10 protein-coding genes and 5 pseudogenes are annotated in these 12892 nt (G+C 68.4%); 9 read left to right on the plus strand and 6 right to left on the minus strand.

Going from position 1 to position 12892, the window contains the following annotated elements; translation table 11 throughout:
- Positions 1 to 292: 292 nt before the first annotated feature.
- The gene (locus AC067M_RS03890; RefSeq protein ID WP_478695376.1) at positions 293 to 670 is read left to right on the plus strand and encodes a hypothetical protein; all 378 of its coding nucleotides are present in this window, start codon (positions 293 to 295) and stop codon (positions 668 to 670) included.
- A gap of 450 nt (positions 671 to 1120) precedes the next feature.
- On the opposite strand, the gene AC067M_RS03895 is transcribed toward AC067M_RS03890, so the two are convergent.
- The gene (locus AC067M_RS03895) at positions 1121 to 1843 is read right to left on the minus strand and encodes a hypothetical protein (RefSeq protein WP_478695377.1); all 723 of its coding nucleotides are present in this window, start codon (positions 1841 to 1843) and stop codon (positions 1121 to 1123) included.
- 363 nt (positions 1844 to 2206) lie between these two features.
- Between AC067M_RS03895 and AC067M_RS03900 the strand changes: the two are divergent.
- Positions 2207 to 2335, plus strand: a pseudogene (locus tag AC067M_RS03900) (transposase); the annotation flags it as partial.
- Between the two features lie 251 nt (positions 2336 to 2586).
- On the opposite strand, the pseudogene AC067M_RS03905 reads toward AC067M_RS03900, so the two are convergent.
- From AC067M_RS03905 to AC067M_RS03915, 3 genes and pseudogenes are all read right to left on the minus strand, one after another.
- Positions 2587 to 3486, minus strand: a pseudogene (locus tag AC067M_RS03905) (IS1380 family transposase); the annotation flags it as partial.
- 78 nt (positions 3487 to 3564) lie between these two features.
- Complete coding sequence (locus tag AC067M_RS03910; RefSeq protein WP_478695378.1) at positions 3565 to 3987, minus strand: hypothetical protein; 423 nt, start codon at positions 3985 to 3987, stop codon at positions 3565 to 3567.
- A pseudogene (locus AC067M_RS03915) lies at positions 3984 to 4813 on the minus strand (IS5 family transposase). The gene AC067M_RS03910 and the pseudogene AC067M_RS03915 overlap by 4 nt, the downstream one beginning before the upstream one ends.
- Positions 4814 to 5063: 250 nt before the next feature.
- On the opposite strand from AC067M_RS03915, the pseudogene AC067M_RS03920 reads away from it, so the two are divergent.
- Positions 5064 to 5399 (plus strand): annotated as a pseudogene (locus AC067M_RS03920) (YybH family protein); the annotation flags it as partial.
- 66 nt (positions 5400 to 5465) lie between these two features.
- Here AC067M_RS03920 and AC067M_RS03925 read toward each other — a convergent pair.
- Together AC067M_RS03925 and AC067M_RS03930 are read right to left on the minus strand one after the other, a co-directional pair.
- Positions 5466 to 5702: pseudogene (locus AC067M_RS03925) on the minus strand (tyrosine-type recombinase/integrase); the annotation flags it as partial.
- A gap of 46 nt (positions 5703 to 5748) precedes the next feature.
- Positions 5749 to 6231 (minus strand): hypothetical protein, encoded by a 483-nt coding sequence (locus AC067M_RS03930; RefSeq protein WP_478695379.1) that lies wholly within the window; start codon positions 6229 to 6231, stop codon positions 5749 to 5751.
- 566 nt (positions 6232 to 6797) lie between these two features.
- Between AC067M_RS03930 and AC067M_RS03935 the strand changes: the two genes are divergently transcribed.
- From AC067M_RS03935 to AC067M_RS03960, 6 genes are all read left to right on the plus strand, one after another.
- Positions 6798 to 7757, plus strand: coding sequence for an alpha/beta hydrolase (locus tag AC067M_RS03935; RefSeq protein ID WP_478695380.1), 960 nt, complete (start codon positions 6798 to 6800; stop codon positions 7755 to 7757).
- A gap of 63 nt (positions 7758 to 7820) precedes the next feature.
- Positions 7821 to 8702, plus strand: coding sequence for an alpha/beta hydrolase (locus AC067M_RS03940; RefSeq protein ID WP_478695381.1), 882 nt, complete (start codon positions 7821 to 7823; stop codon positions 8700 to 8702).
- A 346-nt stretch (positions 8703 to 9048) separates the two neighbouring features.
- Entirely contained in the window at positions 9049 to 9225 is a 177-nt protein-coding gene (locus AC067M_RS03945; protein ID WP_478695382.1) for a hypothetical protein, read from the plus strand.
- A 423-nt stretch (positions 9226 to 9648) separates the two neighbouring features.
- Positions 9649 to 10299: a hypothetical protein gene (locus AC067M_RS03950; protein ID WP_478695383.1), complete on the plus strand. Its 651-nt coding sequence runs from the start codon at positions 9649 to 9651 to the stop codon at positions 10297 to 10299.
- Positions 10296 to 11636 (plus strand): copper resistance CopC/CopD family protein, encoded by a 1341-nt coding sequence (locus AC067M_RS03955; RefSeq protein WP_478695384.1) that lies wholly within the window; start codon positions 10296 to 10298, stop codon positions 11634 to 11636. The genes AC067M_RS03950 and AC067M_RS03955 overlap by 4 nt, the downstream gene beginning before the upstream one ends.
- A gap of 51 nt (positions 11637 to 11687) precedes the next feature.
- Positions 11688 to 12764: a cupredoxin domain-containing protein gene (locus AC067M_RS03960; protein WP_478695385.1), complete on the plus strand. Its 1077-nt coding sequence runs from the start codon at positions 11688 to 11690 to the stop codon at positions 12762 to 12764.
- Positions 12765 to 12892: the final 128 nt, after the last annotated feature.

Consider the following 12892-nt stretch of genomic DNA (forward strand, 5'->3'; position numbering starts at 1 on the left):
CTGCTCCCGCTCGTACCCCACCCCCCCCCCCCCAACCCCCCCCTCCCCCCCCCCCCCCCCCCCCCCCCCCCCCCCCCCCCCCCCCCCCCCCCCCCCCCCGCCCCAGTACCTCACGATCTCTCAGGAGCAGAGCTGCGCCGGCCGAGCCCGGGCATGACCCTCCGCAAGGACCTTTGGAGCGTGGGGAGTTGGCGACAGCAGCACGCGTTCGCCCCGGCTATGCTCCCACCTTGTCATGTCCGCCATCATCCGCGCGCGGACTGGAACGATTTATCGATTTCTTGGAGGTTTGATGAAGTCCGTCATCCGGAAGGTCGCAGGCTCCGCGGGGGCGAGCGTGGCCATCGCGGCCATGTCCGTGACCGGCGCATCCGCAGCCCACGTGGAGGCCCCCACCCAGGGCTGCCCGTACCCCTACGTCTGCTTCTACGTGGACAACAACGCCCTGCTCGCGGGCACGCCGATCTCGAAGTACAAGGACGTCACCAGTGCCTATCAGGCGGTCACGCCCCGGCCGCACTACGGGGTCCTGAACACCCGGAATGACGACGTGGTGTATCTGCGGCTCCAGAGCGGGGGCTCGATCTGCCTTCCGCCGAATACCCAAACCGTGTTCGCCAACGCCTACAGCGTCACCGGAATAAAGATCTCCAGTAACTCCACGTGCTGAATCCGCTGGAACGGCCAACAGGCGCGCGTACGCCTCGTCGTCACCGGCCAACAGCTTCTCCAGCAAATGCCGTTCCATGGTCATCCCCGCCGGGATCCTGCGGTACAGCAGCCAGGTACCGCAGCCCCAGCAATCGCCCGTGTCCGGTAGCGTCCCTCCGGAGCCTGGTAGCGGCCGGGATGGCCGTCACTGAGCGATCCGGCTAAAGCTACGGATCAGAAGGCCTACTCTGCCAAGTGGTGAGGTCGTCCGCACGGTAAAGGCCGCGCTCCGGGTGCGACGGGGTCGGCTGTCTCGCCACCACCGCAGTACCGTGCCACTCGCGTGCCAGAACGTACGGGGAACCACGGGGAACATCGGGGAACCGGCCGACCACGCGCCGATACTGCTCAGCCGCAGGTCAGCCTCAGAGCAGGCCCCAGATGCCCTTGGCTTCCCAAGCTCAGAGCTTCAGCCGGATGTCTGGTGATCTGCCACTTCTCCGCCGTTCAGTGCGTTACTGATCTCTAGAAGGCGGCCCTCGGGCAGAGCGAAGGCGTTGCCGGGGTTTCGGTACGAATGACCGCCGTCGTTGATGCAGACGCCGTCTGCCAGCCTCCAGCGAGCAGGAGCCCATTGGCCCTGGTTCTCAAGGAGCATGCTCGCCACGTCGGCGGGCTCTTCGATCAAGGTGAGAGCGCTGAGCGCGGTGGTGAGGGCGACAATTGCGTCGTCGGGAAGTCGCGCGTCGCCGAGTGTGGGGAAGAGCAGCAAGAGACGGGCGTCGGGGTCGTCAACGCCCCTTGCTGACGACTGTCGAGCAGCGGACAGCAACTCCGGCCAGGCCATGCCGGGGCCCATGAAGTGACCGTCATCCACAGCGAGGGTTTCCGCTGCCGGCCAAGTCGGGTGATGTATCAAATAGTCCACCCCTCGGTCTCCGTCGAAGTTGCGATAGACGACGTAGATGGTGTGGCCGGAGCGGAGGGGCACCCTGAACTTCGGCCACTCCTGCTCGGCGGAGAGCACGCGGTAGAGCTCCATGGCCGCGTCCCAGTCAGCTCCGAACGCGGCTCGTTGCGCGTCCTCGCCGCGCAAGCAGGTTCCGAGGTGGACGGGCCAGAACAACGGATCGTCAACGTACGCACCGCCCTCGACCAGAGGGCCGCCTTCATATCCGGGGATCTTCAACACGCGAGGATGATGGCACGAGGGACCGACACCACCAGGGCGTGAGGGTCGGCCCCGCTCCGTCTCAGTTCCCGTCTCTTCAGCGCCGTTCACGGCCGTTCAGACGAGACTCAGAGCCGCCCCCGCCCCGATGGCCGACCGCCCATGAACGCAGGTGAACGCCCGGGGACGACGCGCGCCACCGCACCACCACAGTTGGAAAGAGTGCACGTGCGACGGTGCTGGCTGTACCAACTCACGTGCGCATGGAGCTCTCGTTCCGCTGGCCAGCCTGCCTGACTTTTTGCGGCACTGCTGATCCAGGACGGCCAACTGCTTCAGTATGAATCCCGGCCGCCCTGGCCCGGGAAGGCTCCTGGTCCGCGGACGGTGCCGGACCGGCTGTGCCTGCAGGGCGTCCTGTAGGTGCTGCACAACGACATCGTGTGGCAACTGCTGCCTCTGGAGCTGGGGTTCGGCTCGGGCCAGACCTGCTGGCGGCGGCTGGAGCGGTGGCCGCCGCGGCCCTGCGAGCCGGCATCGGGGCCCCGGTCACGGAAATACCGTGGCCGGGGCCCCAGGATCAGCTGCCGGGGAAGGTGCCGACCGGCGCTAGCCTCACTGTTTCGGTTTGGTGTGATGAGACGTGGCTGATCGTCAGCTGTCGGATGAGCGAGTCGTTTCGGTGCGCGGGCAGGGTGGGGGCCCGGCGCGGTGGCCAGGTTCTCCAGGTCCTTCGGGTCGTGGCGGTCAGGTGGTATTTCTGGTCAGTCGCCCGGGCGGGGCAGCGCGGCCAGGCGATGGAAGGCCATGACCAGCTCGTTTCTCCAGGGCCAGGTGGCTGATATCCGCAGGTGCAGACGGCGGCCGCCGCGGGTGAGGCGTGCGGCGACGTGCAGTAGCCGGTAGCGGAGCTTCTTCGGCTCGGCGGCCGCGAGTTCGCCGTCCAGCAGCAGGACGCGCGTCCAGGCCAGCAGGTCGATCGCGGTGAGGCTGAGTTCGAGCCAGGCGGAGTTGACGTGAAAGTCGCGGGAGGGAAAGCGGCCGAAGCCGGTGGTCTTGCCGCACCGGATGTGGTCCTCGACGGATGCGTGCCCGCGGTGGCGGACTTCCAGGAACTGGGCGGAGCCGCCACCGGAGTAGGGGGTGTCGGTGAGGAACACCTGATGACGTCGGCCCTCGTCCTGGTCGAACAGGGACAGCTGGGCTCCGGGGTGCGGCCGCTCCCGGCGCACGATGACGCGGGTGCCGTTCGGATAGCCGTCCAGATCGATCACGCCTGTCAGCTCGGCGACCTCGGCGCCCTCACGCAGCGTTCCGTCCTGGTTCAGGTCAGGATGCCAGAGGCGGTCGGGCATGGTCCGAATGGCGCGGCGGACCGTTCCGGTGATGGCGTATCCGACCGAGAAGTAGGTGTGGATGCCTCGTTTCCGAAGGTCGCGGACGTGGGCGAGGAAGGCTTTCGCGGATCCGGCGCTGTCGGTGCGGATGAGAATGTCGGTGCCGTGCCGGTGGGCGTCGGGGATCTGGGCGAGTGCCTGGTCGAGCACGGTGATGTGGTCGCTCGCGGTGTTGGCGCCGGCATTCCCGGGCCGCAGCAGGCCGGCCAGTGCCTCGCCGGTGTTGGCCAGGAAGCACAGCAGCGGGTGGAAGCCGAAGCCGCCCTTACAGGGCGGTACGTGGGTTGATGTCCGCTTCTGTCTTTCGGGAGGGGCAAGCGGGCTGACCGCGGGGTTGCCGGGCGGCTATGGCCGTGGCTGGGTGAACAAGCCCTGCTCGGTCTCGACCAGGATTCCGCGCTCGGTCAGCCGTTTGAGTTTGAGGCGGGTGTTGTTGATGTTGTTGGGCGCGATCTCCAGGTCCATCGCCTCGCACACCTGCCGCGCCCGCAGCGGAGCGTCGGCCGCGGTGAACACTGCCAGGATCTGCTGGTAGGCCGGATGGTCGGGCAGCTTCGGCGCCGGCGGCGCGGGTGGCTGCGGATCGGGCAGTTCCAGCAGTGTCTTGCGGGTGATCCGGATCTCCTCAGCGGCCCTGCCGAGCTCGTCCAGCCGTGCGGTCAGCTGCTCGATCTGCTCTCCCGTCGTCTCGGCCTGCGCGGGGATCTCGCGTTCCCGCTCCTCCAGCCGGGCCAGCACCGCCCCGAGGGTCAGCTCCCCGCCGGTCATGTGCTGCGCCAGGCCGCAGCGGTGGCCCCGGTCAGCCGGCGCAGTATCACTGCGGTCATCGCCCAGTACGCCCTCGACTCCGAACTGCGCGGCAGGTGCTCGTAGTCGCGCACCAGCCTGCGGTGCAGCATCAAGATCCCGTAGGCGCGCTCCACGATCCACCGCTTGGGGATCGGCACGAACCCGGTCTGCGCCGGGTTGCGCTCGACGATCTCCACCTCGATGCCGACCTGCACCCCGTGCGCGACGACGGCGTTCTTGAAGCCCTGGTCGACCAGGGCCTTCTGCACGGTGTCGGTGTCGGCGGCGACCTTGTCCAGCAGCGCGATGCCGGCGGCGTTGTCGTGCACGGACGCGGCGAGCACCACCACCGCGATCACCAGGCCCAACACGTCAACGGCCAGGCCGCGCTTGCGGCCCGGTACTTTCTTTGCCGCATCACACCCCGTCGACTCCGCGGGCACCCCGGCCGCAGCGTGCACGCTCTGGGTGTCGAGCACCACCAGGCTCGGGTCCGCTTCCCGCCGCGCCTTCTCCCTCACCTGCCAGCGCAGCAGGTCGTGGATGGTCTGGTCGGTGCCGTCGTCGCGCCACTTGGCGAAGTAGTACATCACCGCGCCGCGCGGCGGCAGGTCGTGCGGAAGCAGGTCCACTGGCAGCCGGTGCGGCCCTGGTAGAGGAGCGCGTTGACGATCTCCCGCATCTCGTACCGGCCCTGGTGGCCGCTGACCGAACGGTGTGCGGCCTTCCACGCGACAATCACCGGCTCGATCAGCGCCCACTGCACGTCGGACAGGTCGGTCTTGTACGGCTTGCGCTCGCTCACGGTCCTCAGCCCAGCACGCCCGAGCCATCCGACCGGCAGGGATGCCGCAGTCCCACACGTTCAGGTGACGACAAATCACCTGTCAACTCGCATATCGCCCTCTTAGAGCGGTGGTCGGCTTCGAGCTACGTTCATACATCCGCCGCCCGCTGGAAGCATCGCCACGGCGGTGTGCTCTTCACTGGCAAGACGGGGCAATGGTTCGCAGGCCGTATCCCACGTACCGTGATCAGACGTATCCCGCGAGGCGCAGGTCTACGAGGACGCGGCTGTGCTGGTCCCGCAGCCGGGAACGCCGGTGACCGGCCCGGACCTTCATGCCGCCAACGGCCGCCTGCAGAAGCTCGGAGTTCCCATCTCGGTCCGTCCGCGGCACGTGTACCGCAATGGAGACCTGGCGCTGCTGATAGTCGACTGGGTCATCGACGGGACCGACCGGGAGGGACAGGCTGTGCACGTCGAGGGCACTGCCACCGACGTCACCCGGCGGGGTCCGGACGGCCGTTGGCGGTACATCATCGACAACCCCTTCGGCACCCGTGCACAGCAACTCCTCACCAAGGACACCCTGGAACCGACGTTCTGAGTGAGCACACCGGACAACAAAGAGGCCCCTGGTGGCTACCAGGGGCCTCAGACACGGTCAGGCGGGTCACTCGTACTCGCGAAGCAGGTTCTCGATGCGCCGGTTGGCGACGTCCTGCCGTCCGTCGAGGCACTTCGCGTAGCGGGTCAGCAGCACCTCAACGTTGTTGCCGGCGCGCTCGGCGACCTCGGTGGGATCGACTCCCGCGTTGAGCCACGTCGACAGCGCCGAGTGCCGAAGGTCGTACGGTCGACTCGCGAGAGGCGAGGCCGCAACGGCCGGCGGAAGCGCGAGGAGCGTCGCTCCGGCTCGCCCTGCGCAAGGCTATGCGGGCAGTGCCTTGATCTGATCAGCGTCGCAGCAAGCGGAGCCAAGGGTTGAGGGCAGTGGTCGCGGGTGCCCGGTGTCTGGTCATGCCCTCGGCGATGAGGGAGACGCCTACGCCCAGCATCCAGACGTCCTTGGCCAGCGCGATTCCCTGCTCAGTGGGGCGCAGACTGCCTTCCTGGCGCATACCCGGCGTTTGCAGGTAAAGCCCAAGAGTGCCGCAAGAAAATGCGGTGAGCGCAGCCCCGGCGACAGGGGCAGGGATGATCGGCACGAGCAGCGCGGTGGCAACGGTGATCTCCCCGGTGGAGAGCAGCCGGGTGAACTTCTGGGCGTCGAGCTTGCCCAGGAAAGGGTAAGTGGCGGTGGCGAACTGCTGGAGTCGCTGAGCGGTGGCCTGGTCCGCGTCGCGTTTCGACAGTCCGGAGTTGAGGAAGAACGCACCGACGGTGAGCCTGAGTGGCAGTTGCCGCGCTGCGGAACGCCATGCCGAACCGGATGCCACGCCGAGCCTCCCAACTTTCACCCCCGACTACCACCATGCCACCGGTCCGAACCATGTCAAACGGGGAGTAGTCGCCGCCTGCGGCGCGTATCCGGGCAGGTGGCAGCACCGCAACCGCGCCTCCTGCACCTCCCCTGAGGTCGAACGAGCCTGCGGCAAGGCCACCGCTGTGAGGAGTGGGGCCTGGCGAGCGCAACCTCGGCAGGACGCCACACAGTCAGCCTGTGGCACCGAAGAGCGGACGGCCTGCCGCCAAGCCGCTGGACCGTGCCGCACTCGGCGAGCACGCGGGATGGGACAGAAGCTATCGACGCTCCCCTGGCGAGAGCGAGAGCTCCAGGAAGGCGCAGAGATCCGCGCCACCGCCGTGCGCTGGAGATGTCCCTTTCATGGGTGTTGGATAGAAAGCGTCACGAACGTGGAGACGTGCCGCAAACGGCGGGCAGCCACCCGGCCGCGATTGCCTGGTTAACGGGAAGATCCGGTGCGTGACGCGCTGGCGCCGATGATGCAGCGCGCGCTCTTGGCCATGTCCATGTCCGGGCCTTCGCGTGAGGAGTAGTGCCATGACTGCTGCCAGCCCCGTCCTCCTTGAGCCAGCGGCACAGGCTGTTGCTGAGGCGTTCTCGAAACCGCCGTTCTTGTACGAGATGGCGCCAGCCGAAGCCCGGAAGGTCCTCACAGACGCGCAGTCTGCCCCGGTCAGCAAGATCCCGGTCGACGAAGAGTGGATCACGGTCCCCTCTCAAGCGGGGGACGTCCGGGTACGCATCATCAAGCCGCAGGGCACCACTGGCATGCTGCCGGTCATTGTGTACATGCACGGGGGAGGCTGGATCCTCGGAAACTCCGAAACCCACGACCGGCTCGTACGCGAGCTCGCTGTCGGCGCCCGTGCGGCGCTCGCATTCGTGGAGTACCCGAACGCGCCGGAAGCGCACTATCCGACCGCGATCGAGCAGGGCTACGCCACCGCCCAGTGGATCACCCGAGACGGGGCATCCAAAGGCCTGGACGCCAGCCGCATGGCAGTGGCCGGCGAATCGGTGGGGGGCAACATGGCGGCCGCGCTGGCGCTGATGGCCAAGGAACGCGGCGACGTCACCTTCGTGCAGCAGTCGATGTACTACCCGGTCACCGACGCGGCGATGAACACCTCGTCATACGAGCAGTTCGCCACCGGCTACTACCTCACCCGCAAGGCGATGGAGTGGTTCTGGGACGCCTATACCACCGACCCGGCACAGCGCGCCGAGGTCACGGCGTCGCCGAATCAGGCCAGCGCCGAGCAGGTCACTGGGCTGCCGCCCGCCTACCTGTGCGTTGACGAGGCCGATGTGCTACGCGACGAGGGAGAAGCCTACGCAGCCAAGCTCCGCTCAGCGGGCGTCCCCGTGACAGCAGTGCGCTACGACGGCACCATCCACGACTTCATGCTGCTCAATGCGCTCAGCGAGACCCAAGCCACGCGAGCCGCTATAGGTCAGGCCACCGCCTTCCTGCGTGCCGGGCTCGGAACAGGCTGAGGCACCCGCAGACGAAACCGCTCAACAGAAGAACACGTCCCGGGCTCACCAGGAGGTACTGCCATGACCGACGCAGGTGCAAGCTCCCCGCCGGACGGCAAGACGATCACCGAGCACGAGCTGGAGCAGTGCGAGCGCGCGAACCAGACCGGTCGCCAGCCGGTGGTGTTCGTCCACGGTCTGTGGCTGCTGCCCAGCAGCTGGGATCGCTGGGCGAAGCTGTTCGAGGACAACGGCTACGTAGCCCTGACCCCAGGCTGGCCGGACGACCCCGAGACGGTCGAGGAGGCCGCCGAGCACCCGGAAGTGTTCGCCGGCAAGTCGATCGGCCAAGTCGCCGACCACTTCGAGACCATCATCCGCGGGCTGAACCGCAAGCCGGCGATCATCGGCCACTCCACTGGCGGGCTGCTGGCCCAGATCCTGGCCGGGCGAGGCCTGGCCGCGGTGTCGGTGGCGATCGACCCCGCCCCCTTCCGCGGGGTGCTGCCCCTGCCGATCTCGACCCTCAAGTCGAGCTTGCCGGTGCTCGGCAACCCGGCCAACCGCAACCGCGCAGTGCCGCTGACCTACGAGCAGTTCCGCTACGCCTTCGCCAACGCCGTCAGCGAGGACGAGGCCAAGCAGCTCTACAACACCTACGCCGTGCCGAGCCCAGGCAAGCCGCTGTTCCAGGCGGCCGCAGCCAACCTCAATCCCTGGACTGAGGACAAGGTCGACACCAAGAACCCCGACCGCGGACCGCTGCTGCTCATCTCCGGCGAGCGGGACAACACCGTCCCGTGGGCGATCGTCAACGCCTCTTACAAGCAGCAGCAGGACAACCAGGGCGTGACCGAGATCGAGAAGATCCCCGGCCGGGGACACGCGCTGACCATAGACAGCGGCTGGCGTGACGTCGCCGACAAGGCGCTCGCGTTCGTCGGGCGGTTCGTCAAGAGCTGACCGGCCACGACAGCGTCATGGGCCAGAACTCATGCGACCGGATCCTGCCAGACCATCCACCTCACACGCTCTCGCTCCTCCGCTGTCCCCACCTTGTACCTCATGTACCCCAAATCCGTCGGCACGTCAGGGTCTCTGTGCACCAGAGACATTGCGCTCTACCCCGATCCGGAAGTGCAGATAACGCGGGTGTTGCAGCCGTCGGCCGGGTCATCGCCGGCATTCCAGTGACGAAACATGTCGCGGTTGTAGCCGTCGCGGGACTCAGTGCTCACGTCGGCACCGAGGTCGCCTCGGCCGTGGGGATGCACCTGACGAAGCTGATCGTCTTCGGCGCGCCGCCGCTGTGCTGACCGCCTCCAGCACGCTCACGCTCATCGGCCTGGCTCTGACCCCGGTCAGCGTGGATGGCGCCCGGGTCGGCAAGAAGAGCGTCGACCGGCTGGCCGCCCACATCTTGGCCCTCGTGGTCGAACTCGGCCTGACCATCTCCGGCCCCCTGCCGGTGATCTCCGACGGCTGATCATCGGCGATGCCGAGCGCAAGGACGGGTTGGGCGTTCTCCATTCTTATGAGCCGCCTGATCGCGAGTGCGGCCCAAAACCATCGAGAAACGTCGCCCGCTCTTCGCCTGCGCAACCAAGGAGCCGAAGTCGCTTACTGAATCTGCCGCACCCACATGCGCGCACGGCCGCATATGCAGGCAAGTAAATTCGGTGAAGGAATAATGGCCAGCCTGTTCGCATTCACTATTCCTCCATGGACGGTAATGCGCGCATTCGACCGGTGAGGCCCGTTCTCACAGTGTGCCACGGTGCGGATGTGAGGCAATGAAACGACGCATTAACTGACGCGTATCCACGGGGACTTCTCGCGTCGGTCCACTCCTTGGCATTGCCATCCCGTTCTTCGGCATTGCCAGCGCGTGCCGTCGTCAGGAGGAGTCATGCCCTTCTTCGCCAGAGCCTCCTGGCCAGGAGACCACCGCGACGAGATCGTCGCCGGCGCGCTCGTCGCAGCGGTGATCGTCGTCCTCGGATACGCGTCGGGCGTCGGCGCCCCCGCCGACCAGAGCGCGAACCTTGCCGCTCCTCCGGCCGCCGAGCCCCCGGCGTCCCCGTCCGACCGGAGCAGCTCCGGCCCCACCGGCGCCGGTCCCGGCGGTTCGGGGGGCGGGACGTCGGACGGTTCCTGGACACTGCCCGTCGGCGGCGTGCCCGCGGGCAGCGGCACGCAGGACACCGGCGGCGGCCATGTCGGGCACGGCAGCACGGGCAATCTTCCAGGCCACTCCGGCGGCTCGTCGCCCTCTCCCTCGCCCTCGTCGCCTCCCTCCTCATCCCCTTCACCGGCTCCGTCGCCGTCTCCTGCGCAGTCCTGCGCGGACGGCGAAGTGCATCTGGTGCAGCCGCTTCTCAATGGGGTGATCACTCCAGTGACCGGACTTCTGGACGGCCTCAGTGGTCTCACGGGCGCAAGCTCCCCGTCGCCCACCCCGTCCGCGTCCGCTGACTCAGCGGCCGTATCGGCTGATTCGACGGCGATCTGCGTCGGCGTAGTGTCCGACCCCGCCCTGGTTGCGGAGCTGACGCGGTGAGAACTCGCGCTGTGGTGACAGCCGTTCTGGCTCTCGTGGCCCTACTTGTCGGCGCGCCCGCCGCGTCCGCCCACACCGAACTGGACTCCTCATCCCCGAAGGAGGGCGCCCGGCTGTCCCACGCCCCGGGCACCGTGACGCTCACCTTCAGTGAGGCCGTGGAACTGCCCGACGTGCACGTGGCGGCGGGCGGCAAGCCCCTGACCGTCACGCGGCCGGCCACCGGGCAGCGGCGCGCGTCATCAGTCGTCGTGACCATCCCCAAGGCCACGGTCGAGGCCGGCCGGCTGTCTCTGGATTGGCATGTCATTGACGAAGAGGACGGGCATCCGACCTCCGGAAGCCTGTCCTTCGTCGTCGGTGCAAGCGCCTCCGACTCAGTGCCGGCAACCGGGGGCGACGAGGCCGCGGCAGCGGCCCCGGCGCCTTCCGAGGCCGTGCGCAAAGCGTGGGTCGCCGTCCGCTGGGTGGACTATCTGGCGTTGGCCCTGTTCGTCGGCGGCCTCGGGTTTTTGGCGATGCTGTGGCCCCAGGGCTCCCAGGACCGCAGGACGCGCCGGATCCTGGCCGCGTCCTGGGCGGCCGGGTTCTTCGCCACCCTGGCGGGCGCCGGACTGCAGGGCGCGTACGGCGCGATGGGCTCGCTGGGCGACGCGCTGAAGATGTCCACGTACACGGACCTGCTGAACAGCGAGGTCGGTGTCGTACTCGTGTGCCGGGCACTGATGTGGGTGCTGGCGTCCGTGGTGCTGGCCACGCTGATGCAGGGCGGGGAGCGGGCGGCGCGGTCGCCGGGCTGGCGGGTCGGCGCGGCCGCTGTCAGCCTCGCTTTGCTGCGTACGACGGGCATGGCGGGCCACAACTCCGAGGGCAGTCACCCGGGTTGGGGTGCTGTGGCCGATCTCGTCCATCTGCTCGGCGTCTCCCTGTGGCTGGGCGGTCTCGCCTTCCTGCTCCTCGGCGTGCTGCCACGGCGTCGGCCGGCGGAACTGTCGGCCGCCGTCTCCGGCTACTCCATGCTGGCCGGCGTCTGCGTCGCGGCGATCGCGGTGGCCGGAGCGGTGCTCGCCTGGCAGGTCGTCGGCTCGTTCAGCGCGCTCTTCGACACCGGCTACGGGCAGCTGCTGCTGATCAAACTCGCCGTGCTGGCCACCGTGTTGCTGAGCGCCCAGCGTAGCCGGAGCTGGGTGCGCACCCGGCTCGACATCGCCGTCCTGCTGCGCGGCGACCGCGCCACCGTCCGGCCCTTCGTCTACTCGGTCGCGGCGGAGACGGGACTCGTCTGCGTCGTCCTTGCCGCGACGAGTCTGCTGGTCACGTCCGCCCCCGGCCGCTGACCAACTGCACCATCCCGCACCACCCGTTCCTCTCGAAGGAGAACCACCCCTATGAGCACTGACGACTCCACCACCGCCGACGGCGCGCGGCGAGAGCGAGGGCACGGATCCCACGTCCGGCGCGGCAACCGGGTACTGCTGACGGCCGGCCTGGGCGCGGCCCTGGCTTCCGCGGGCTGCCTCGCGCTCCTCCAGACGGCCAGTGGGGCCCCGGCTCCCGCCACCGCGCAGCCGGCCGCGGAGGCCCACTCGATGGCACAGCCGGCGGCGGCGCAGGCCAAGGCCGCCGACTACACCATCAAGATCACGAACTACAAGTTCGCCCAGCCGAAGCTGACCGTCAAGGTCGGCCAGACCGTGAAGTGGATCAACGAGGACACCGCTCCGCACACGGTCACCACCACCAGCGGCCCGGCCAAGTTCGACTCCGGCACGCTGAACAAGGGCGACAGCTGGTCGTACACCTTCACCAAGCCCGGCACGTACAAGTACTACTGCGCCGTCCACCCGGACATGACGGCCTCCATCACCGTGGTCGCCGACAACGGCGGCTCCACCGGGGGCAGCACGGGGGGTTCGACCGGTGGTTCGACCGGCGGCTCCACGGGCGGTTCGACGGGCGGCACGACCGGAGGCTCGACCGGAGGATCCACGGGGGGCTCCACCGGCGGCGGCACGGGCGGATCGAGCTCCGGCGGCTCCAGTGGCGGCTCGACCGGCGGCAGCAGCGGCTCGGGCGGTACGAGCGGCGGCAGCGGTGAGGGCGGCACCGAGCAGTGCGTCAGCATCCAGCAGGTCCTGCTGCCGATCCTCCAGCACATCAACAAGGCCCACCTGGAGGAGTCCCCGGGCCAGCAGGTCCAGGACGCGCTCCAGCTCGACAGCTACATCAAGATGCACACCGTCTGGGTGGAGTCGATCCTCACCCCGGCCGTGAACGGCGCCGGCTCCGTCGGCGACGACACCCTCACAGTGCTACTGCAGCACATCAACTCCGCGCACCTGGAGGAGTCCCTGGGCCAGCAGGTCTCGGACATCCTCAACCCGGACGCCTACGTGAAGATGCACACCGTCTGGGCCGAGCACATGCTCACCCCCACCGAGGACTACATCACCAACTCCTGCTGAACCGGGCCCCGAAGAAGGGTGGCGGGGGGGGGGGGGGGGGGGGGGGGGGGGGGGGGGGGGGGGGGGGGGGGGGGGGGGGGGGCGGGTGGGGGGGGGGGGGGGAGGAGGAGGGGGGGGGGATATTTACA

The sequence above is a fragment of the Streptomyces sp. NPDC043427 genome (assembly GCF_056436655.1).